Source organism: Methanosarcina sp. UBA289 (assembly GCA_002496565.1).
In the GTDB taxonomy this organism is placed as follows: Archaea; Halobacteriota; Methanosarcinia; order Methanosarcinales; family Methanosarcinaceae; genus Methanosarcina.
The window spans coordinates 148359-169555 of the sequence record DAKJ01000005.1 but is presented as its reverse complement, the minus strand read 5'-3'; the positions used below and the strand labels follow the sequence as shown (position 1 = coordinate 169555).

The window sequence follows — 21197 nt, the reverse complement described above, 5'->3', positions numbered from 1 at the left end:
TTCATTTTCAGGAATAAAAAAGTTAGCTTGCCTAACTTTTGAGGAGACAGGAAACGAAAAAACTATGCTAAATCTACAGAATCAGGTAAAATTATACATTAAATCAAGTTTTGATGTATATCCTGCGTCTACTCGGTTCAGAGGAAGCAACTGCAGAAAGTATGAAAATGCGAAAGACTTCTGTTCTATAACTCAGCCCTCTTGAGCGAACGAAGTGAGCGAAAAGGGCACCGTCCTCCCGAGACGGGACTAGGGTGACGGAACTAGGGTGACGGAACTAGGGTGATGGGACACGGCGTTATAGAAGTCCTTTAGTGCTCTTTATTTCTTTACCTTCAATTTTTACAGCTCGTTTCATAGCATAGGCAAAAGCCTTGAAGAGAGCTTCGATCTTATGATGGTCGTTATCACCATAGACACTTGCATGGATAGTAATTTTTGCATTTGAGGCAAGTGTTTCGAAGAAGTGTTTTACAAGCTGGGTGCTGAATTGTCCCACCTGAGGAGCTGTAAATTCGGCTTTCAGGACAAGGTAACTGCGCCCGCCTACATCCAAGGCAACCTCGGCAAGGGCTTCGTCCATTGGAATTCTGGCTTCTCCAAAACGAGCAATTCCTGCCATATCTCCTAGCGCCTCAGCAAGCACTTTTCCGAGAACTATTCCTGTGTCTTCCACAAGGTGATGTTCATCGACATACAGGTCACCATCCGCATGTACCTTAAGGTCAAATTCTGCATGTCTTGCAAAAGAAGTAAGCATATGGTCAAAAAACCCAATCCCTGTATTGATATCGGCAATCCCTGAGCCATCAAGGTTCAGTTCAAGCTGGATATCAGTCTCTTTTGTCTTGCGGGAAATTTTGCCTGTTCTCATACAGCACCACATTCTCTTTAAATTTATAAATACTTTCTATCTAGCTGCCTGTTAATTCTTTCTCAATGCTTTTGCGGAAGATTGAAGAAGTATAATTACGCATTATGCCAAAAATATGTCAAAAGCTCTGCCAAAAAACAAAAACAAGGTTCATTTCACTCATGCAGGATTGTTTCAATCGCAGCTTCAAGTGTGAACCTGCCTGTGTAAAGAGCACTGCCTACCACAACTCCTGCTGCTCCGGTATTCTTCAGAACCTGCAGGTCTTGCAGAGAACTTACTCCTCCGGATGCGATTACAGGAATACTGACAGACTCTACAAGTTCTTTTGTAGGGGCAGGATTTACTCCCTGCAAAAGTCCTTCAGTGTCTATATTTGTAAAAAGCAGACTACCTGCACCAAGTTCTTCAAACTTTCTGCCCATTTCTACAGGAGTTTGTGCACATTCCTCAGTCCAGCCTTTTATTGATATTTTTCCGTTTTTTGCATCCAGGGCAACGGTTACACTGTCTTTTCCAAAGGCACTGGAGAGCTGTTTTACAAGTTCCGGGTTCTGGAGAGCAGCAGTTCCAAGAATCACCCTCGAAACCCCAAGCTCAAGCAAAGAAGCTGCATCCTCAAAGCTTCGAATGCCTCCTCCAACCTGAATTCTCACCCCTTTTTCTCGGCAGGCATTGACTATTTTTTCAATTATAGGGGCATTTTTGCGCTCTCCTTCAATTGCTCCGTCCAGATCTACCAGGTGAAGGGTCTTTGCCCCTTTTCTAACCCAGTCAAGGGAGACTTCAACAGGATCGTCAAGGGATACAATTTCACTTCCAGGTATTCCCTGAACAAGCTGAACGCATTTTCCGCCCCTCATATCCACCGCAGGAATCACTTCAAAAACCAAAGTCACATCTCCGACACGTCTTAGAGAACTCTCTTTTATTTATCTTTCCTGAAGCCTCATTTTCAGGTCATTTTTCTTCAGGGCATTATTCTTTCGATAGGTACGACAAGAACGTCACGTGCACCAACTTTCTTCAACTTATTTACAATGGTAAAAATCAGGTCTGCATCCACAACCGCATGAACTGCAAGAATGTCTTCTCCGGGCAATTTACTGGATTCGACCTTCATAACCGTTGGGCCTGACATTCCTGGAAGGACCTCTTTTACTGACTGGAGTGATGACTCGGGGACATTCATCATAAGATAACGCCGCTGCTTTGCATTGAGCACGCTTTCCAGTGCAGTTTTGATATCCAGAATTTTTTCCTTTGTCTTGAGGCTTTCTTTATTTGCGATCAGGTAGACTGTGGAAGAAAAAACGGTGTCAATAGCTTTTAAATGGTTTATCATCAGGGTGGTTCCGGAACTTGAGATATCCACGATTGCGTCCGCAATCCCCACGTGTGGAGTCATTTCACAGGCTCCACTGACCTTTATAACCTCAACGTTTACTCCAAGCTTTTTGAAGTACTGGCTTGTAATTTCCGGAAACTCAGTTGCGATTTTTCGGCCTTCAAGATCCTGGGCTTTCTGGAAATCAGAATCCTCAGGGACTGCCAGGACAAGGTTAGCTTTCCCGAATTTAAGGTCCAAGAGGGTTTCAACCTTTGCTCCCCTTTCCGTAATCAGATCTATGCCTGTAATACCAACGTCTGCAGCTCCGTCCTGTACGTACTCAGGGATATCAGCGGCCCTGGCGAAGAGAATATGGATATCCGGATCTGTAGTTTTTGCGAAAAGCTTTCGACTTTCAGCCCCTCCACTGACAGGGAGCCCTGCATCTTTGAAAATAGAGATTGTGGGTTCGTAAAGGCGCCCTTTATTGGGTATTGCAACGCGAATCATCTGTTATGTCCTCTATTAGTAATCTGCCGAGAAATATTTCCTCGGGTAAGCTCATCCAAGTAAAAACATTTATCCAGAATACTCTTGTCTAATATAGACTTCACGGTAAGATCTCATGGAAGTTTTCCTTTAAGAAAGGCAGGGTCATAGATAAAAAGCCAATTCATTGTTAATTAATTAAGAGAGGCAGGAGTAAGCGTTTAATATTGAAGGTAAAATCGATTTATAGGAAGTTGTTTTTAGAGAAATTATTACTTTCAGTAATGAACGCAGAGGAAAAATTATATAGGCATAGTAATTTAATAGAAACTTGCTCTCGAGTTATAAATATTATTAATGTCATAGCAACAGAAGAATTGATCAGAACAGGGTGCTAAGAATAGCAGACTGATGATACAACTGACCGAAAAATAGTAAATCAATAACATCAACATTTAATAATAAAACTATTATCGATTTTGAAAAAAGAGGATCCAAATGGCCCGGAATATCAAAGTGGAGGAGCTCTTCCAAACCCCTATTGAGAAGCAACGGATAGAGCTTGTAGAACGTAAAGGGATAGGGCATCCTGACAGCATATCAGATGGACTTGCCGAGGCTGTAAGTCGCGCACTATGCAGGGAATACATAAGCAAATGTGGAGCCGTACTTCACCATAATACCGACGAAACCCAGATTGTAGCCGGGAGATCCAGTCCCAAATTCGGGGGCGGGGAAATCCTGCAGCCAATATATATTTTGCTAGTAGGCAGGGCAACAAAGGAGTTCGAAGGGGTCGAGCTTGCTACCGATTCTGTGGCCCTACAAGCTGCCAGACAATATCTTAAGAATACCCTTGTAAATATGGATCTCGAAAGAGATGTTATCATGGACTGCAAACTCGGAACAGGGTCTTCAGACCTCAGAGATGTCTTCAAAAGAGACAGAGTTCCAGTTGCAAATGATACCTCATTCGGTGTTGGGCACGCTCCATTTTCCGAGCTTGAAAACCTCGTATATAATACCGAAAGGCAACTGCTCACAGACCTTAAGTCACGCATGCCTGCAATCGGAGAAGATATGAAGGTCATGGGGCTCAGGGATGGAGAGGATATAACCCTTACAATATGCAGCGGCATGATCGGAAGATACATTGACGACTTTGACAGCTATATAAATATGATCCAGGAAATGCAGACATATGTTGAAGAACTCGCCCCGAGGTATACTGAGCGCGATGTGAAGGTCTGCATTAACACCGGAGATAATTTGAAAACAAAATGTGTTTTCCTCACAGTTACAGGCACTTCAGCTGAAATGGGAGACGACGGCTCGGTAGGGCGTGGAAACCGCTGTAATGGACTTATTACGCCAAACAGGCCTATGAGTATGGAGGCTACCAGCGGAAAGAACCCGATTAACCACATAGGCAAGATCTACAACCTCCTTTCAACCCAGATGGCACGCGATATTGTAAAGCAGGTTCCTGAAGTCCAGGACGTTTATATCAGGCTGCTTTCCCAGATCGGAAAACCAATTGACCAGCCACTTGTAGCAAGTGCACAGATTATTCCTAAAGAAGGCACTTCTTTTGCGAAGGTCAAAGCCGAAGCCGAAGTTGTTATGGATGACTGGCTTTCCAATGTGACAAAGATTACCGAGATGGTAATTAAAGGAGAATTAAACACTTTCTAAATAAGATAGATATTTATGAGGAGAACCTTCCGGTTCTTTTCATAATATTATTGTAACTATGTATTGAGCTATGAGAACACTCCTGAAAACTTATCAGAATCACGAATGAAACAGGCTATGGAATGAACTTATAATATAAATATATTATAAAAGTGCCCATATAGCCCACATCCAGCGTAAAACATATATATCATCACCATATATGAGATGGTGCACTCAAGAAGTGTAGCAGTGGATTAACATACATAGTCCCGCCTTAACTCAGTGGTAGAGTGCGCGGCTGTAGTTCGGCTCGTGCGGGTAAAATTACCCGTTCATTTCCGCGCAGGCACCGCGATGTCCCCGGTTCGAGTCTGGGAGGCGGGACCTAAAGCAGTATCCAGAATCGAAAAGCTTCAACGGGAACATTTATATATTAAAAAAGCATTTAAGTTTTGCTCGCAATGCGAGCGAAAAACAGTAGCAGAAGAGACCAAAGTGTCCGGATAGTGTAGAGGCCTATCATGGAGCCCTGTCGAGGCTCCGACCCGGGTTCGAATCCCGGTCCGGGCGCTTTATTTTTTTGAATATAGGACATTATTTAATTTATTTTAAAGAATACAAAGAGTAATAACATTTTATCTTTTATTTTAAAAGATTGGAAGTCATATCAGCAATTTCTAATCTTTACGCTTGCTTTTGTTTTAATCATTCACTTGTTTTTTCTTTAAAATTTACCGTTATTTATTGTTTCTTTAAAATTTACCATTGTTTATTATTTATTAAAAATATACCATTTTTTATTGTTTCTCTCTTATCAACTCGTCTTCTATTCTTTTTTTATCTAACCTACTCATACTGCTCAGATTAAATCAGTTAAGTTCCAATATTACCCCTTCAATCTATTTTTTTCTCTCACTTATTCAAGCTTGTCCCAAACCTATAGAGAGAATATTAAAGACTTAGGAAATAATCCTGAGAATAATATAAAAGGAAATTATGTACGAGAAAATACATAAAAATTAGAAAATTAACAGGGAAGGAGGGCACGAGAATAGAGACTGAATCCGATATCCCGAACGATTCTAGGAAAAAAATTAACAGCACATGTGAAAGACTGGAAGCTACCAGGAGAAAAATGGAGATTGAGGCTCTCATCTTTATTGAAGCTACCAAAAACTTCACCTCAGAATGGATTCAAAGAGAAATTGAAATGACCGTACATTTTCCAGAAAATGCGTCTATTCCCAAGAACTTAAGATATGACAACAAAGATCCCAGTGGATCAAAAGGTGAATCAAGTTTAGACCTAAAGGAGTTATTCCCCAAAATTTCAAACATTGTAGAAACTTATCTCAATCGCGATGATTACTGGATTCATAGAAACGCAATGTTTCAGCCGGATATTTCCAAGGACTACGTGGAATTTAAAAAGGAAAAAATTCGAAAGGAAGTGCCCTCAAGCGTTCGAAGAATCCTTGGCTGTGCCACAGAAATTTTCTGGGAACTGCTGGAAGTGGAACCTGAGAATAAATCCTGGGTAAAAGAGCTGGGAAGGAGAAAATATGCATGTTTTCTCAGGTTCTCGGATGAAATGACAGCTTCTCTTAACCGCTATTTTGCGATGCTTGAAGAGTTTCTTATTCTGAACCATGAGTTAAAAGAGGCCATCTTACGAATGGAAGGAAAAAAGACCTGACAATAAGACCTTTATGCACAAAGCCAGAATTATCTTGCATGACCGAACCAGAGTTCAGCATAAAAAAGACCCTTGAAGAGGCAGGAACCGATGCCTATCTTATGATAGGGAATCTTCATAATTCCGATATTTATTATGTAACTCGCTTCCTGGCTTCCGACGATTTCGCTTACCTGCAAACAGCAGCCGGAGAAGAAGTACTCTTTATTTCAGATATGGAAAAAGGAAGAGCCGAAATAGAGTCAAGAGTTTCGACAATAAAGACAACTCAGGATCTGGGCTACAGGGAAAAGGTAAAGGAGAAAAAAGACCCGTCTATCGCCTATGCAGCCTGCATATCCGAGCTGCTTGCAGAAAAAGGGATAAAGAAAGTCGCAGTACCTTACGATTTCCCAGTATTTGAATCAAACTTTCTCACGGAAGCAGGCTTCTCAATAGTGCCTATAAAAAGTCCATTCAGACAAATCAGGAGCCTGAAAAGGCCGGAAGAGCTTGAAGCCATAAAATATGCCCAGATGGCAGGAGAAAAGGCTATGGAAGCTGCTATAACCTTAATAGCAGGAGCAGAAGAAAAAGAAGGATTTCTTTATCACGCAGGGGAGGTACTGACAGGGACTAAAGTGCTTTCGGTTATAGATCATACTCTTCTTGACTACGGGTGCGAGGCCGAAGAGACTATTGTTTCATGCGGCAAGGACACGGCAAATCCTCATGGAACTACGGACGGCCCTCTGAGGGCAAATGCCCCAATTATCCTGGATATTTTCCCGCGAAGCAAGAAAAAACGTTATTTTGCGGACATGACACGCACAGTCCTGCATGGAGAGGTTTCGGAAGAGCTCAAAAAGATGTACGAAACTGTGCTTGCAGCCCAGAAAAAAGGGTTTGAAATGGTTAAGCCAGGAGTAAAAGCATCTGATGTTCATAACGCTGTTTGCGACTTCTTCGAAGCGCACGGATACGATACCTACCGAAGTGGTGCAAAAGTCGGGTTTATTCATTCAACAGGACATGGAGTTGGACTTGACATACATGAATTACCAAGTGTAGGAGAAAACGGAGTTTTACTTGAGGCAGGAAATGTGATCACTATCGAGCCTGGGCTGTACTACCCTGGAATAGGAGGAATACGAATCGAGGATATGGTCCTGGTCACTGAAAATGGATACCAGAATCTTACAGGGCTGGAAAAGAGATTTGTAGTATAACAGGTTTACAATTTAAAGGATCTGTTATATTTCGTTTACATTTCATCTAACTATATTAGCCTGCTCATAAAATTGCAGTAAAAGTATCAATAATTCAAATATGTTCCATTAAAATCTCAATCAATTATTCAGGAATTAGAAGATCTAATAAAATCATTGACAAGGGGTAACATGACTGATAATGTGCACAATAAGCAAGAGATCCTTGAGAAATACAGAGAAGCAGGTAGGATCCTGAAAACTGTCAGGGCCGAAGCTGTGGAGATGATCAGGGTCGGAAACTCTCTGCTGCAAGTTGCAGAGTTTGTTGAAAACCGGACTATAGAGCTGGGAGGCAGACCGGCTTTTCCCTGCAATATTTCAAGAAATCAAGAGGCTGCACATGCAACCCCAAAGATAGGAGATACTGACGTTTTTGGAAGGGATATGGTTAAGCTGGATCTAGGGGTCCATGTAGATGGATATATTGCAGACTCGGCTGTGACTGTTGACCTGTCAGGAAATTCCGATATCTTAAAAGCCGCCGAGGAAGCTCTTGCCGTAGCCATTGACCTTGCAAAGCCAGGAATTTCTACAGGGGAAATTGGGGCTGCAATAGAGAACAGCATTCGCAGTTACGGACTTAACCCGATAATAAACCTGACAGGTCATGGACTTTCCGAGTACGAAGCTCATGATGATCCTGCTGTTCCTAACCGGCATGTGGAAGGAGGAGCGATTTTAAAGGAAGGCGACGTGCTTGCAATTGAGCCTTTTGCAACGGATGGAGCAGGTACTGTCCACGACGGAAACTGGGCCGAGATATACAGCCTTATAAGGAAAAAGCCGGTCCGTATGCCTGCAGTCCGAAATGTCCTGAAACAGGTAGAAGAATATAGAGAGCTGCCTTTTGCAAAGCGCTGGCTTGAATCCGACAGACTGGATTTCGCATTACTTCAGCTTGAAAAAGCAGGAATTCTTCATTCCTATCCTGTGCTTCTCGAAAGTACTGGCGGGCTTGTAGCCCAGGCCGAACATACCATAATAATAACCCATGACGGCTGCGAGGTTACAACAAAGTAAAATCCGAAAAAGAAAATAGAATTGAAGATAAAGAGAAAACAAAACCGGGAATAAAGAAAAAAAAGAGTGTAAAGGTTAACAAGGAGTCAAATATTGAAAAAGACACGAGTTGAGCGCCTTGAAAGCATACAACCTTTTTTTAACCGGTTTTCTGTTATTAAGCCTTTTTATGCCTGTTTTTATGGCAGAACCCTGTACTGCTGCCTTTGTACCCAGTAATAACATTACACTGGAAAGGAATGGAATGACATGGGAATATCAAGAACAAATTACAGGCAATGAATCTATCATTTTCAGGAATTTCATAGACATGCAAACAGGAAACAAAGATAAATTTGTCAATGCATGGGAAATCCTGAAAGCGGAAACCTTTCTCAGGGATCAAACGAAAGAAGCCTTAAAAACCAAACCTGATGTAAAGCTCAATGGCACTTCAGACCCCGTTAAAGTGACGGATGTTGACTTTTATCTCTCAAAGGAAGCTCTGGGCAATGTTTTAAAAGATTCATCAATTACTAATTATGCGAGTGTAAATTATATTTTCGAGAAAGAGGTTAATCAGGGTACAGATATCTGGCTTATGGGCACTCCAAACTCAAATATTACGATCACTTTGCCTTTAGACTTCAATGTAGAGCGGACAGAAGGGCTGAATAACAAGAGTCAGGAACCAGGAAATAACCATACAGTGCTTAAAGGCAGTTTCGGTCCGGAAGAAAATATAACTCTCTGGATTTCGGAAAATGAAAGCTATAAAGCCGGGTTACAGGAAAGAGAAGAAAGCATTGAGCAAGAAGCAGTAAATAAAAGTAAAGAAGAGGAAAATAAGATAGAAGCTGCCGGAAAGATTGTAGAAGCCAAGAAATCCTATGAATTTTTCAAAGGCATCTTTATACGGTTTTATCTGAGTCCAAAAAGTTAATCTGGCTTGAAGCTATTGTGAAAAATATGCTTATCGAACAGATTCAGCTTGAAAATGGGTGTGCTCTTGGCCTCCGCTTTGAGATGCAAAAATACCCTCTTCTGGTTATAAGGGCAGAGAAAGGCTTCCTGATGTGCGGATACCTCAATGTAAATGCTGCAGAGGCTCTTGGGGACACGGCAGCGAAAGTGAAAGGCGTACAGAGTTTTGAAGATATGCTCAAAGCCCAGGTCGTTGAAGTAACCCAGTTCGCCAGGGAACTCGGGATCGAACCCGGAATGACTGGCAGGGAAGCTCTGGAAAAAATGTTTTAAGGGAAGAGACTGCCTTTAATGATACGCACTAAGGCAAAGTTTACGGATTTCGTGTCTCGAACACGATTTTGAAATAAATATTTACACTTTTTTTGGTACTCGAAAATCTTAGTACTCTGTTGTAGTTACGATTAATTAAGTTGATTTTTTTATTTGACTTAAAAACGCGGCTCTTTCTTTACGTGATTTGTTACATATTACCTTTGACGAAATAAGCGTAGGCTTTGCATTTAATAATTTATGTAACTTATCTACTGCTTCTGGATCTGTAACGTGCAAACAATTCTCCTCTAAATATTTTCCAACCACTAACATTCCTCCAATATACAAGCCGCTACGTATGGTGGGATACAATAGTGTATTACATATGTAATACATATAACCTGCGTTTACTTTATTATATACTGATCTCTGACTGATAAAATGTTTAGTTTATAGCCCGCTCATTCCGGTTCTATAATTTTAGCTAAATGTGAGTGTTCCCCGTCTTCTTGTTGTTCGGTTTGAAACTCCTGAAATCCATTATTTATATAAAATTCTATAACTTTTTGATTCTTCTTCTTTGCTTCTACCCACGTAACTTTTCCTCCTACATGCCTCATGGCTTTAGCAATTTTACCCATTGCTGAGTCTAGTATAAGCTTTCCTTCTATTTCTTCACTATAATTCTCGTTCTTTGCCAGTAAACCAATATAGTAAGTGGCGATATGAGCTTGGTTATCTTTTACACCCAACTTCTTTTTTTTCTTGTTACTCATACCTTCACTTATATAAAAAGCTTTCAAAGCTAAGGAGTAAAATCCTAAAGCACGTAGGTAATCTTTTTCATCCTCATCCAATATAAAATATGATTTAGAAGACCGCATTTTTTCAGATTGATAACAACTTTTTCTGACAAAATTTTCAATAAATGGTTCTCTTGTACAAGAAAAATCTTCTAACATATTGTCTACTGTTTTTTTATCAATTTCTCCATTATCTATACTCTTTATTAATTCGCTAAACGGTATAGTAATTAAATTAATGTCTACCAGCTCTTATAATAAGTTCTTCGGATTGCAAACTGTATAAAAGTAAAGACTTAAATCTTTTACTAAAATATTATCTATAAACGGAGAATTATTGATAAAACTTAAAAAAGTAGATATTATATATTAAAATTGATAAATTTCAGGGGGAAATTCGGAACACTTTTTGCCACTCTAACATTGGCCATTCTGAAATTTTTTTAGTAATTATTTTTAAGTTCGAATCATGCTTTAATGCCTCTATAATGGTTCTGGATTCCAATTTATTTGTAAAAATTGGCAATGACCTTATTTCTTCTTCAGAAATCTCTCCACGCTTTGCTAATATATCCATTATATAAACATATTTGTCTTGGTAATCATCTTGTATCACGGTATCCCCCATTTCCTTATATGTTTTCTTCGTTTATTTCCGTTTCCAGACGATCCAGTTTTTCTAAAACCGTCTAGATTTTTGTTGCTCTCAAGTGAATTTTTTTCATCCTGTAAATCTTGTTTTTTAGCATGCGACTTGTAAATGTTCCAAATTATATCAAGTTCAGGACCTTCTAGCTCTTTGACTACATTAATCCCAATTTCATTTAATTCACTTGTTGTTATACAATATGAGTGATCAGGATAACTTTCTGTGAATTTATCAGCAATGGACTTTATCTCATTAGGTGTAAGGTTTTTAAGCAACCTTGAACCTAACAGCTTACACATATAATTTTGACTAACTTCTTTACTTTTAATAATATAACCAAGCGTAAGAGGAAATTGCAATCTTTGCAACAAACCATTCGCTAGATCTTTATTACCAGCTTTAAACTCGTTACGAATCAGCTCCAAAGTAGCTCCTAGATGCAATGGTGAAAAATCCTCTAATCTCCGTTCCAGAGGATTAAATTGACTGATCTGTGGATCAAGTGGTCCTAGTTCTGCGATAGGACTCATATAAAGGTTATCACCTGAACAAACTATCAAAGTCGCTGCACTTTTTGCCCATCTAGGAACGAAGAAATTTAACTCTTTATAGCCATATTTTCTAAATAACATAGCTAGGTTGTATGCTGCGTGAATATCTCCGCCACTTGAATCGATTATGACATCAAGTTTACCATCGCAGTCTTTATACTTCTCTCGTAAAGCATCGAAAATATCATCTACCACTTCAAATTCAATCGTGTCAATAAAAAATGGCAAACAACGGTTCTTTCGGAGATCTCTAAATCTCTCAATATCTTTCTCTATTTGTCTTTCTAATGCTTTAATTTCTTCATCAAGTATTACGGTTCGCTCTCTGGTATCAGGTGCTTCATTTTTGCTATCAGAAATGTCATTTTGCCAGGTACCGCTTTCATTTCTATTGATAAATAAATCTTCAACAGGAATTAGTCCAGACATTGCACACCACCTATAAGATATAATGGTGTATTCAATGAGTCATATATTAAATTTCTGAAATTTTTAAGTAACTTACAAAGCATATGTTGTCTCAGTTTATCTTATAAGTACAATGTCGACTATCCATTCATATACTTTAGATCAAAGATTTGAGATCTCCAAGACTATAGAGCTATTCGATCCCTCTGTTTCACTCTTCAGCCTAAACAAAATGTTTTGCATAAGTATGTTTCTATCGTACAACAAGCTCAATTACGCATTATGCTTTTGTTTAGACACTTATTGAGTCCATTTTTACCCATTTATTTATATACCTGGAATCAATACTTTAAAACTTATTTTATTATATCTCCATTTCTTAAAATACTATGAAAAAATAACCACAACCAACTCCATCAGTTACTTTTAATAACTACTTTCACGTTTCACGCACGGAGTTTTGTATTTACTTCCGCACTGTATGGTGTGGATGTTGTTTCCAATTTATAATTATCAACCTATTTCGGATCACCAATGTTATACGCTTTTGAACTTTCTGGAGAACATGAAGAACTGCCCGCTGCCGAAGTATTTGCCTGTCTAAAAATCGAGGGACTTGATTTTCGACCCCATACTATTATTGACCAGTGCCTTGTGGTGGAAATAACTGGTAAAGAAGAGGATGTAGAAAAAATCCTTCAAGGCCCGATAACTGACAGGCTGGCAATGACCCACCATATTCTGAAAGTTGTTGGGATTGCCGAAAATACTCCGGATGCAATCCTGAAACTTGCAGAAGGCTTTGATTCATCAGGCTACATCAGGGAAGGACAAAGTTTTGTGGTCAGAGCAAAGCGAATCAAACACCATGTGGATTTTCCGGGTGAATTTCTGGAACAGAAAGTAGGAGGATGCATTTACAGGAAAGGCTTCAGGGCAAACCTGAAAAAACCAGACGTAGAATTCAGGGTGATCCTTAGTGAGAAAGCCGTGTTCGGAACTCTCCTGTCATCTGTCGACAGAAGTGCATATGAAGCCCGAACTCCGCAGAATAAACCTTTTTTCCATCCTGGTGTCCTTATGCCGAGAGTTGCACGCGCCCTCGCAAACCTGTCGGGAATAAAACCAGGAGACCTCGTTATGGATCCCTTTTGCGGCACTGCGGGAATTCTTGTCGAAGCAGGGCTTGTGGGAGCAAGGGTTATAGGAATCGATGCCCAGGAAAAACTTGTAAAGGGCGCTCGCATGAACCTTGAAGCCTTTAAACTGGATTATGTCCTGATGGAAGGAGATGCCTGCAGGGTTCCGTTAAAGGAAGCGACAATAAACGCAGTCGTTACTGACCCACCCTACGGCAGATCGGCAGCAATTGTTGCCGAGTCCCTGGAAGAACTTTACTCCTGTGCGCTTAACGAGATCGAGCGTGTTCTTAAGCCCGGGGGTATCGCAGTTGTAGTCTCAGATAAAGCTGCAGCAGAATATGGAGAAAAGGCAGGGCTTAAGGTTCTCGATATTTATGCCCAGAGAGTACATAGAAGTCTTACCCGGACAATAACTATTTTTCAGAAAGAATTGAAGAATGAGAATGGCAAACGGGAATGAAGGATCAAGTAAGAAATTAGAAGGAATGAAGAATCAAAGCAAAAGTAAAGTCAAAAAAGGGAAATAAAAAGTAGAATCAAGATGAAATTCAAAACATTAAGGATCCCTGTAAAGGCATTTTTTACTCATGGGAGATCAGTTCTTCCAACACTTCTGCCATAACCCTGTGCCTGAGGATGCGTTTCTGGTTCTGCTCACCTGCTCTCCTGATAGAGTAGTTGTCATCAATCCATTCTATTCTCTCGTTATAATTCACTTTCAGAAGGGTCAATCCGTAGGCAGGAGCAGGCTCGATTCCTTCTTCATAAATCTCCGGATTCAGCATCTGGAGCAGCCAGTCGTTATCACGTACCTCTTTTCCTATCATGGAAAGAGCAGTTACGATTTTTCTGACCATGTTCCAGAGGAAGCTATTCCCAACAACATCTATTTTTATAAGCTCTCCATCTACGCGAGCGTCGATCCTTTCTATGGTTCGAACTGTACTTTTTTCTCCATTGGTTCGCGAAAGATTTTCAAAATCGTGCGTTCCAAGCAGCAGTTTTGAAGCTTCCCGGATTCTAGAGATATCGTACTCTTTCCCGCTCATCACATATCGGTAATGCCTGGAAACTGCATCTCTTCTGGCATCAAAGCTTCGGGGCACTTCAGCATGGGCCCAGACCCAGATTCCTGAGGGAAGTTCGGAATTTATTACCCTTGGAATTGCCAGGTTCAGTTTGTCCGTGTCAAAAGCGACAACCTGTCCAAGAGCATGAACTCCGGCATCGGTCCTTCCGGCGCAGGTATAATTCGCAGATTTGGGGCTTTCTATAATTCCGAGATTCCGAAGAGCCTTGAAAAGTTCTCCCTCCACGGTCTCGACATTGGGCTGAATCTGGGAGCCGTGAAACTCGGTGCCTATATATGCAAGTTTTAAAGCGACTCTCATAAGAATCTCTACTTGGATCTTTTCTTATAATAGACTTCTCTTACAATCAGCAGGACTACTATAAAAATACACCCTAAAAGGAACCAAAATCCAGGGTGAAGAGAAAGCGTGTCATAAAGCTCGCGAATTCCACCTACATGAACTAACCCTTCAGAAGAGATAGAAGAAACTCCCTGCACAGAATCTAAACCCTCCGGTACGGACATTGGGACTTCAGAAACTCCCTGAGTTGGGTCAGCTTCCATCCCAGAGGAGAGATTTCCTGCTCCGGCTTCCAGAGCCTCAGAACTTGCATTCGAAGCTCCTTCAGACACCTGCTGGTCAAGAGCTATTTTAGGGCTTATGTTATTGCTTTCGTTTATTCCCAGAGCCATTTGCTCCGGAGAAGACTCATCAGGTATTTCTGTTATCCTCATTCTCAAAGGAGCAGTTGCATCAATTATCCTTTTTGCCTGCATATAGGCTGAAAAATACTCTATACCTGCAGCTGCAAAAAAGGCAGCTCCGATTACTCCGAGATACTTTTGCAGCAGGCTTACAAGAGAAAGTTTATCTATAGAGCTTTTTGAAGGAACGAGGACAATCAGTTTATCCACTGACTCGTAGATCTTTACCTGCCTTCCTTTCTTGCTCCACTTTATTTGTTTGATCTTTATAAGATCGGATTCTATAAGGGAGTCAAGATTATACTTGACAGTAGTAAGGGGAAGTTCAAGCTCCTCTGCAATATTGGTTGCAGACATACTTTTTTTCCCGAGCAATTCCAGAATCTTTAATGATGTTTCATTGGAAAGAATCTGAGTGATCTTTCTGGAGTCTCCATTTACCGGGAGAACAAGAACCTTGCCATCTCGCTCCAGTTGTTCAGACCCCTTTGGGAGCTCGTCTGTTTCCGTTAAGCCCTCTTGATCTTCAAGCCCGTCCATAATTACGTCCTAGATTAAAAACCTGTCTATTTTTAATTCAAAGTATACTTTAGTTCCCGCGAACCAATATAAAGTTTTATTTTTGTGGGCGAATATACATCCACTACTACATCTAGATATAGAATCCAGCCCTTAACCTTAAATATAACATTGTATATACTAATCTAAATTTTCCGCTGGTACCAATCATGATCACAAAACAGCAGGTTCTTGAATTTCTGAAAAATTATGATTTAGAAAATATTACAATCGCAACAATTTGCTCCCACTCGAGCCTTCAAATTTTTGACGGAGCTCGCAAAGAAGGCTTCAGAACTCTGGGAATCTGCGTCGGCAAGCCTCCAAAATTTTATGAGGCATTTCCCAAAGCAAAACCTGATGAGTACCTTATCGTTGATAGCTATGCCGATATAATGAACAAGGCTGAGGAGCTTAGAAAGAAAAATACTATCATTATTCCACACGGCTCAGTCGTTGCTTATCTTGGTACGGAAAATTTTGCAGAGATGGCCGTGCCTACCTTTGGAAACCGGGCTGTGCTCGAATGGGAGTCGGACAGGGATAAAGAACGTGAGTGGCTGCTTGGAGCAGGCATTCATATGCCGAAGAAAATCGACGATCCTCACGACATCAATGGACCTGTAATGGTTAAGTACGACGGAGCAAAAGGAGGAAAAGGTTTCTTTGTCGCAAAAACCTACGAAGAATTCAATGAACTCGTGGATAAAACCCAGAAGTACACGATTCAGGAATTTATCACCGGAACCCGGTATTATCTACACTACTTCTATTCTCCAATCCGAAACGAAGGATACACTTTAAGCCAGGGCAGCCTTGAGCTTCTGAGCATGGACCGCAGGGTAGAATCCAATGCGGACGAAATCTTCAGGCTCGGTTCACCCAAAGAACTCGTAGAAGCTGGAATCCGCCCGACCTATGTAGTTACAGGAAATATGCCCCTTGTAGCAAGAGAGTCCCTCTTACCCCTGATTTTCTCTCTTGGAGAAAGGGTAGTTGAAGAATCTCTGGGCCTTTTTGGCGGGATGATAGGGGCTTTCTGTCTTGAAACCGTCTTTACGGATACGCTTGAGATTAAAGTCTTTGAAATATCGGCCAGAATTGTTGCAGGAACAAACCTTTACGTTTCAGGTTCTCCTTATGCTGACCTGATGGAGGAGAATCTCTCAACTGGAAGGAGAATAGCTCGGGAAATCAAAATCGCAGCTCAAACAGGTCAGTTGGATAAGATAATATCCTAAGTAAGCCTTTATCCTAAGTAAGTCTTTTTTAAAAAGGCTTGAGAGAAAACTTTTATCAGGCGAATTAGTTGTGCTTACTTTTCAGGATTGAGCTTATATCTCAACCTCTAAATTTAAAATATTTTAAATTTTAAATATTCTGAATTTAGAGTATCTTGGTATGCGAGTTTTTCGAGTTTTTTGAAATAATTTAGAGTCATTTTAAATCTTGAGAATCTAGTTAGGAATTTATAGAGTTATTTAAGAGTCATTTCTAGGAATTTAGAGTTTTAAAAGACGTATCCTTTTTATACAAGGCAGCGTGAATAAATTATATTAGATAGTTTTCAGTCCGATACTATTAAATGCCGAAAATCAAAAGCAAAGAGGTCAGGCGAGATCGGGCATATATTTGGGGAAAAATTACAGGGACACTGCTTGTACTCGGAAGTGAAGAGAATCCCTGAAAGGGGTTCAAATCCATTGAAACTTACGTGGCACTTGACCACTCACAGGAAGCTACCGCTTATCTTGGTGCCCTGAAACCTTATGCTATCTTGTGCGCATCAGCCCGAGACTAAATTGGCACGGAGAAAGAGAACCAAGTATTCCTGAACCTCATACTGAAGAGATAAGCAGATAAAGTGCAGTTAAACAATAAAAGGAACTGACTTTTGTAGATTTTCCGGGGGAATTCAGGAGTAAAAAGGTCGGGATTGTTAACCAATTTTTATATCATGCCAGAAAATAATTTAAATATTACCTGTGACACTTCAACCCTATGAATGCAGCTAAGTTCAGGCTGTAAGAATTCTAATATAACAGCATTTAATTGAGCAGCATTTAATTGCAACAAAAGACCGGTGATGTTATGAAAGGAAGAGCCTGGAAATTCGGAGATGACGTTGATACTGACGCAGTAATTCCCGGAAGGTATCTAATTTACAATACCCCTGAAGAGCTTGCAAAGTACACGTTTGAAGGCGTGCGCCCCGAATTTGCAAAAAACGTTCATGAAAATGATATCGTGGTCGCGGGAAGCAATTTTGGTTGCGGCTCCTCACGTGAGCACGCGCCCCTAGCCCTTAAAGGAGCAAAGGTAGCCTGTGTAATTGCAAAGTCTTTTGCAAGGATTTTTTTTAGGAACGCAATTAATATCGGAGTTCCTGTCCTGGAATGCCCTGATACTGACAAGATCGATGACGGAGACGAGCTTGAAGTAGACCTTGCCACAGGAGTTATTGTAAACAAGACAAAAAGTGAGACCTACCAGGCAACCCCTCTCCCTGATTTCGTGCGTGAAATCGTGGATGAGGGAGGACTTATAGAATATGCCAGGAAACTGGTCTCTGAGCGTTAACAAAGAGAAAGCTGTCCTGAGACAGCCCTGTCCGCGTTTGATATCTCACAATAAAAAGGCAGCTTTGCCTGTAAATAAGAAAGGAGTATAAATATGACGCAGTATAAGATTCCGGTCCTCCCGGGCGACGGGATTGGCCCAGAAATTATCGCCGAAGGCAGAAAGGTCATAGATGCCGCTGGCGAAAGATTTGGTTTTGATGTAGAATGGATTGAATACCCGCATGGAGCAGATCATTATCTTGAGACGGGAGAATTAATTTCCGAAGATACCTTAAAAGAGTTATCTGGATACCCTGTCATTTACCTTGGCTCTATCGGAGACCCCAGGATTGCTCCTGGCATCCTTGAGAAGGGAATCTTATTAACTGCACGCTTTTACTTTGACGAGTATGTCAACCTTCGCCCGATAAAACTCCTTGACGGAGTCTGGACTCCCCTCAAAGACAAAACCTCAAAAGATATCGATTTCGTAGTTGTCAGAGAAAACACCGAGGACTTCTACATAGGGATCGGCGGCAGGGCAAAAAAAGGAGAAAGCAAAGACCTTCTTGAAGTCAAGCGAACGCTCTACTCCGCAAAATTTGGACTTGATATCGAGACTGATAGCGAAGAAATAGGATACCAGATAGGACTGATCTCCAAAGAAGGCACAAAGAGGGTTATCGAGTACGCCTTTGATTTTGCCGAACAACGGAAAAAGCATGTTTCGTCCGTTGATAAGGCAAATGTGCTTTCCGATATCTACGGCTTCTGGAGAGAGGAATTTAATGCAGTTTCTGCAAAACATCCAGGCGTTACCACGGACTTTAACTTTGTAGACGCAATCACTATGTGGTTTGTGAAAAACCCTGAATGGTTCGATGTGGTCGTAACCCCGAACATGTTTGGAGATATCATCACCGATCTCGGAGCCATGATCCAGGGAGGCCTCGGCCTTGCTCCCGGCGGAAACATCAACCCGAAAGGCACAAGCATGTTCGAGCCTATTCACGGTTCAGCCCCGAAGTACAAGGGCCAGAATAATGTCAATCCTATTGCCACAATCTGGGCAGGTGCCATGTTAATAGAACAGCTCGGAGAAAAGGAACCAGCAGACACCATAGTCAATGCAATTCAGAAAAATATCCTGGATGGCAAAGTAAAAACTTATGACATGGGCGGCAAGAGTACCACCTCGGATGTCGGAAACGACATTGTAAGGATAATAAAGGGAGAATAACTAAACCCTCCCTTCATTTACATTTTCTTTTCTAATTAAAATAGAATTTCTGGAATTATAAAGTTCATTTTTTGAATACTGAAGGCCGCTTTCAGTCCGTTTTATACAGATATAGGAGACATGATTCATAAGAGACATGATTCCGTGAAAGGATATTCGATATGCGAGGCCTGATGCAACAGAGGCAATGTTCGAGGTTACCTAAAGAGGAGACAGGAACAAGGCCAAATGCCGTGTTGTCGCCATATCTCCAGATTAAAACCCTTGGGATTTACCCTTCATTCTATAAGTAAAGGACTTTATTAAGTATTATTAATATCTTTTAAATAAACGGTATCGTTGCATAATCTATTGATTAAATTCCTGTCATGGCTTACGACCAGTACTCCGATATTAAGCTCTTCGACTATATCCAAAACTATATTCCAGATTTGAGCTTGAGTAATAGAGTCTACCATTGTAGTTATTTCATCTGCGATTAAAAACCTGGTTTTAGGGCTTAAAGCTCTTGCAAGGGCAAATCTCTGGAGTTCTCCCCCGGAAAGCTCATTGGGCCATCGATTAAGCCAGTTATTTTTTATTCCAAACGCCTCTAAAATATCCTGTGAAACAAAATGTCCTTCATTTAGAATATCATTCATTCTCCATTTAGGGTTTACAGCTTTTTCAGGGTGTTGAAAGACAAGCTGGACCGGATTATAGCCTTTTGGCGGAATTTCTTTTTCATCTAGAGTTACTTTCCCCTGATATTTATTTTCGTAGCCAGCCAAGATCTTACAGAGAGTTGATTTTCCGCTTCCACTATCCCCAATTAGGCCTAATACCTCTCCGCTGCCTAAAGAAATGTTAACATCCTTTAAAATCAAGTTGTTTCTTTTATATCCGAAACTTACGTTCTCACCTTTAAGATGCATTATTGCACCTCACCATTCCTCCGTTTACCTGTTTCAATTGAGGAAGCCCCTGAGCACAGAGAGCTTTCTTTCTGGAACATCTTTCATAAAAGATACATCCATCAATGACTTCATCCTGCATTGGTTGATGGCCTTTGATTGCCTGGAATTTGTTCTGGGGAAGGGCATTCCAGAGTGCACGGGTGTATGGGTGCCTTAGATTCTCACCATTATTTTTAAAGTCTTCAACATTAGCGACTTCTAAAACCGTGCCAGCGTAGAATACTGCAATTTTGTGAGAAATTTTTAATGCAGCCTCGATATCATGAGTTATAAGTATCACTGCGCAGCCCTTGTCTGCCATGTCTTTAAAGTAGCTCAGGGTCTCATTCAAAGTTTTTTCATCTAAGCCCGGGGTTGGTTCATCCGCAATTATGAGCTTTGAAGAGCTTATTACAGCAGTGGAAACCAGAACTCTTCGGGTCATCCCTCCTGAGAGCTCATGAGGAAACATTCTTTCGACCTCGGGCTTTAAAGTGTATCTCTGGAAAATTTCTCTCTGAAGTTTCTTCATTAAACCTTCATTTTTCTTTTCAACACATCCTATAACCTGATTCGAGATTTTCATTAAAGGATCAAGATAGGTTATGGCTTGCGGAATCAGGGCGATTTCTTTACCCCTCATTTCTTCTTTTCGTTCCTGGGTAAGTTCTGCGCCATTGTACTCTATCCTCCCATCGAGCTTCGCGTTTGAAGGCAAAATTCCTAGAATCGAATGAGCCAGAAGACTTTTACCGGATCCGCTTGATCCTACAATAGCCAGAATTTCGCCTTTATAAGCCTGAATACTCAAATTAGAAATTACTTTCAATTCGGTTTGTCTAAGTCCAGATTCATATTGAGTGAACGAAAGTGAAAGGTCTTCTACTTTTAACAGAGCCTCAGTTTTTTTCATATTTCCAGAGGTTGTTCCAAGTCCAGTGATTAACTCTTTTTCAGTGTTTAATTCTTTTTCAGGATTAATTTCAGCTTTATTTCCCATATTTCACACTCTCCAAATG

At 40.7% G+C, this 21197-nt stretch carries 21 protein-coding genes and 2 tRNA genes; 12 read left to right on the top strand and 11 right to left on the bottom strand.

The features are described from left to right. Positions 1-298 precede the first annotated feature (298 nt). The 3 genes from hisB to hisG form a co-directional block, all read right to left on the bottom strand. Complete coding sequence (gene hisB / locus BP549_RS02215) at positions 299-874, bottom strand: imidazoleglycerol-phosphate dehydratase HisB (protein ID WP_292377742.1); 576 nt, start codon at positions 872-874, stop codon at positions 299-301. 155 nt (positions 875-1029) lie between these two features. Beyond that, positions 1030-1767 carry a 1-(5-phosphoribosyl)-5-[(5-phosphoribosylamino)methylideneamino]imidazole-4-carboxamide isomerase gene (gene hisA, locus BP549_RS02210; protein ID WP_292377741.1) on the bottom strand — a complete coding sequence of 246 codons (738 nt, stop codon included), beginning with the start codon at positions 1765-1767 and terminating at the stop codon, positions 1030-1032. A 77-nt stretch (positions 1768-1844) separates the two neighbouring features. Then, a complete protein-coding gene (gene hisG / locus BP549_RS02205) occupies positions 1845-2714 on the bottom strand; it encodes an ATP phosphoribosyltransferase (RefSeq protein WP_292376827.1) in 870 nt (289 codons plus the stop codon). A 477-nt stretch (positions 2715-3191) separates the two neighbouring features. Between hisG and BP549_RS02200 the strand changes: the two genes are divergently transcribed. From BP549_RS02200 to BP549_RS02165, 8 genes are all read left to right on the top strand, one after another. Next, positions 3192-4388 carry a methionine adenosyltransferase gene (locus BP549_RS02200; RefSeq protein ID WP_292377739.1) on the top strand — a complete coding sequence of 399 codons (1197 nt, stop codon included), beginning with the start codon at positions 3192-3194 and terminating at the stop codon, positions 4386-4388. 250 nt (positions 4389-4638) lie between these two features. After that, positions 4639-4754, top strand: a tRNA-Tyr gene (locus tag BP549_RS02195). 113 nt (positions 4755-4867) lie between these two features. After that, a tRNA-Asp gene (locus BP549_RS02190) sits at positions 4868-4940 on the top strand. Positions 4941-5505: 565 nt separating this feature from the next. Next, positions 5506-6066 (top strand): hypothetical protein, encoded by a 561-nt coding sequence (locus BP549_RS02185; RefSeq protein ID WP_292377737.1) that lies wholly within the window; start codon positions 5506-5508, stop codon positions 6064-6066. 38 nt (positions 6067-6104) lie between these two features. Then, positions 6105-7274: a M24 family metallopeptidase gene (locus tag BP549_RS02180; protein WP_292377735.1), complete on the top strand. Its 1170-nt coding sequence runs from the start codon at positions 6105-6107 to the stop codon at positions 7272-7274. A gap of 171 nt (positions 7275-7445) precedes the next feature. Next, positions 7446-8336, top strand: a complete 891-nt coding sequence (gene map, locus BP549_RS02175; RefSeq protein ID WP_292377734.1) for a type II methionyl aminopeptidase — start codon at positions 7446-7448, stop codon at positions 8334-8336. Between the two features lie 169 nt (positions 8337-8505). After that, the gene (locus BP549_RS02170; RefSeq protein WP_292377732.1) at positions 8506-9258 is read left to right on the top strand and encodes a hypothetical protein; all 753 of its coding nucleotides are present in this window, start codon (positions 8506-8508) and stop codon (positions 9256-9258) included. A gap of 26 nt (positions 9259-9284) precedes the next feature. Further along, positions 9285-9572 carry a YunC family protein gene (locus BP549_RS02165; protein ID WP_292377731.1) on the top strand — a complete coding sequence of 96 codons (288 nt, stop codon included), beginning with the start codon at positions 9285-9287 and terminating at the stop codon, positions 9570-9572. Positions 9573-9707: 135 nt separating this feature from the next. Here BP549_RS02165 and BP549_RS02160 read toward each other — a convergent pair whose 3' ends face one another. From BP549_RS02160 to BP549_RS02145, 4 genes are all read right to left on the bottom strand, one after another. Further along, positions 9708-9881, bottom strand: coding sequence for a hypothetical protein (locus tag BP549_RS02160; protein WP_292377729.1), 174 nt, complete (start codon positions 9879-9881; stop codon positions 9708-9710). Between the two features lie 134 nt (positions 9882-10015). Next, on the bottom strand, positions 10016-10516 hold the full coding sequence (locus tag BP549_RS02155) for a hypothetical protein (RefSeq protein ID WP_292377727.1): 501 nt from the start codon (positions 10514-10516) through the stop codon (positions 10016-10018). A gap of 226 nt (positions 10517-10742) precedes the next feature. Further along, positions 10743-10985, bottom strand: a complete 243-nt coding sequence (locus BP549_RS02150) for a hypothetical protein (protein ID WP_292377726.1) — start codon at positions 10983-10985, stop codon at positions 10743-10745. Next, a complete protein-coding gene (locus tag BP549_RS02145; RefSeq protein ID WP_292377724.1) occupies positions 10970-11986 on the bottom strand; it encodes an SDH family Clp fold serine proteinase in 1017 nt (338 codons plus the stop codon). Before BP549_RS02145 ends, BP549_RS02150 begins: the two co-directional genes overlap by 16 nt. A gap of 513 nt (positions 11987-12499) precedes the next feature. Between BP549_RS02145 and BP549_RS02140 the strand changes: the two genes are divergently transcribed. Continuing rightward, complete coding sequence (locus BP549_RS02140; protein ID WP_292377722.1) at positions 12500-13567, top strand: TRM11 family SAM-dependent methyltransferase; 1068 nt, start codon at positions 12500-12502, stop codon at positions 13565-13567. Positions 13568-13688: 121 nt separating this feature from the next. On the opposite strand, the gene truA is transcribed toward BP549_RS02140, so the two are convergent. After that, the gene (truA, locus tag BP549_RS02135) at positions 13689-14498 is read right to left on the bottom strand and encodes a tRNA pseudouridine(38-40) synthase TruA (RefSeq protein ID WP_292377720.1); all 810 of its coding nucleotides are present in this window, start codon (positions 14496-14498) and stop codon (positions 13689-13691) included. Positions 14499-14506: 8 nt separating this feature from the next. Then, positions 14507-15424 (bottom strand): ArsR/SmtB family transcription factor, encoded by a 918-nt coding sequence (locus BP549_RS02130; RefSeq protein WP_292377718.1) that lies wholly within the window; start codon positions 15422-15424, stop codon positions 14507-14509. 188 nt (positions 15425-15612) lie between these two features. Between BP549_RS02130 and BP549_RS02125 the strand changes: the two genes are divergently transcribed. The 3 genes from BP549_RS02125 to BP549_RS02115 all read left to right on the top strand — a co-directional run bounded on the left by BP549_RS02125 (position 15613) and on the right by BP549_RS02115 (position 19243). Then, positions 15613-16683 carry a formate--phosphoribosylaminoimidazolecarboxamide ligase gene (locus tag BP549_RS02125; RefSeq protein ID WP_292377715.1) on the top strand — a complete coding sequence of 357 codons (1071 nt, stop codon included), beginning with the start codon at positions 15613-15615 and terminating at the stop codon, positions 16681-16683. Positions 16684-17533: 850 nt separating this feature from the next. Further along, on the top strand, positions 17534-18022 hold the full coding sequence (locus tag BP549_RS02120) for a 3-isopropylmalate dehydratase small subunit (RefSeq protein ID WP_292377713.1): 489 nt from the start codon (positions 17534-17536) through the stop codon (positions 18020-18022). A gap of 93 nt (positions 18023-18115) precedes the next feature. Continuing rightward, entirely contained in the window at positions 18116-19243 is a 1128-nt protein-coding gene (locus BP549_RS02115) for an isocitrate/isopropylmalate dehydrogenase family protein (protein WP_292377712.1), read from the top strand. 302 nt (positions 19244-19545) lie between these two features. Here BP549_RS02115 and BP549_RS02110 read toward each other — a convergent pair whose 3' ends face one another. Both BP549_RS02110 and BP549_RS02105 read right to left on the bottom strand, forming a co-directional pair. Continuing rightward, on the bottom strand, positions 19546-20157 hold the full coding sequence (locus BP549_RS02110; RefSeq protein ID WP_292377710.1) for an ABC transporter ATP-binding protein: 612 nt from the start codon (positions 20155-20157) through the stop codon (positions 19546-19548). Further along, a complete protein-coding gene (locus BP549_RS02105; protein WP_394339057.1) occupies positions 20147-21091 on the bottom strand; it encodes an ABC transporter ATP-binding protein in 945 nt (314 codons plus the stop codon). The genes BP549_RS02110 and BP549_RS02105 overlap by 11 nt, the downstream gene beginning before the upstream one ends. Between the last annotated feature and the right edge of the window lie 106 nt (positions 21092-21197).

Bases quoted from the DNA above. Each gene is read 5' to 3' on its own strand.
- truA (WP_292377720.1), bottom strand. From the start codon at position 14,498: ATGAGAGTCGCTTTAAAACTTGCATATATAGGCACCGAGTTTCACGGC.
- BP549_RS02105 (WP_394339057.1), bottom strand. From the start codon at position 21,091: ATGAAAAAAACTGAGGCTCTGTTAAAAGTAGAAGACCTTTCACTTTCG.
- BP549_RS02140 (WP_292377722.1), top strand. From the start codon at position 12,500: ATGTTATACGCTTTTGAACTTTCTGGAGAACATGAAGAACTGCCCGCT.
- BP549_RS02130 (WP_292377718.1), bottom strand. From the start codon at position 15,424: ATGGACGGGCTTGAAGATCAAGAGGGCTTAACGGAAACAGACGAGCTC.
- BP549_RS02180 (WP_292377735.1), top strand. From the start codon at position 6,105: ATGACCGAACCAGAGTTCAGCATAAAAAAGACCCTTGAAGAGGCAGGA.
- BP549_RS02150 (WP_292377726.1), bottom strand. From the start codon at position 10,985: ATGGGGGATACCGTGATACAAGATGATTACCAAGACAAATATGTTTAT.
- map (WP_292377734.1), top strand. From the start codon at position 7,446: ATGACTGATAATGTGCACAATAAGCAAGAGATCCTTGAGAAATACAGA.
- BP549_RS02110 (WP_292377710.1), bottom strand. From the start codon at position 20,157: ATGCATCTTAAAGGTGAGAACGTAAGTTTCGGATATAAAAGAAACAAC.
- hisG (WP_292376827.1), bottom strand. From the start codon at position 2,714: ATGATTCGCGTTGCAATACCCAATAAAGGGCGCCTTTACGAACCCACA.
- BP549_RS02170 (WP_292377732.1), top strand. From the start codon at position 8,506: ATGCCTGTTTTTATGGCAGAACCCTGTACTGCTGCCTTTGTACCCAGT.
- hisB (WP_292377742.1), bottom strand. From the start codon at position 874: ATGAGAACAGGCAAAATTTCCCGCAAGACAAAAGAGACTGATATCCAG.
- BP549_RS02120 (WP_292377713.1), top strand. From the start codon at position 17,534: ATGAAAGGAAGAGCCTGGAAATTCGGAGATGACGTTGATACTGACGCA.
- BP549_RS02155 (WP_292377727.1), bottom strand. From the start codon at position 10,516: ATGTTAGAAGATTTTTCTTGTACAAGAGAACCATTTATTGAAAATTTT.
- BP549_RS02185 (WP_292377737.1), top strand. From the start codon at position 5,506: ATGGAGATTGAGGCTCTCATCTTTATTGAAGCTACCAAAAACTTCACC.
- BP549_RS02115 (WP_292377712.1), top strand. From the start codon at position 18,116: ATGACGCAGTATAAGATTCCGGTCCTCCCGGGCGACGGGATTGGCCCA.
- BP549_RS02125 (WP_292377715.1), top strand. From the start codon at position 15,613: ATGATCACAAAACAGCAGGTTCTTGAATTTCTGAAAAATTATGATTTA.
- BP549_RS02165 (WP_292377731.1), top strand. From the start codon at position 9,285: ATGCTTATCGAACAGATTCAGCTTGAAAATGGGTGTGCTCTTGGCCTC.
- BP549_RS02200 (WP_292377739.1), top strand. From the start codon at position 3,192: ATGGCCCGGAATATCAAAGTGGAGGAGCTCTTCCAAACCCCTATTGAG.
- BP549_RS02145 (WP_292377724.1), bottom strand. From the start codon at position 11,986: ATGTCTGGACTAATTCCTGTTGAAGATTTATTTATCAATAGAAATGAA.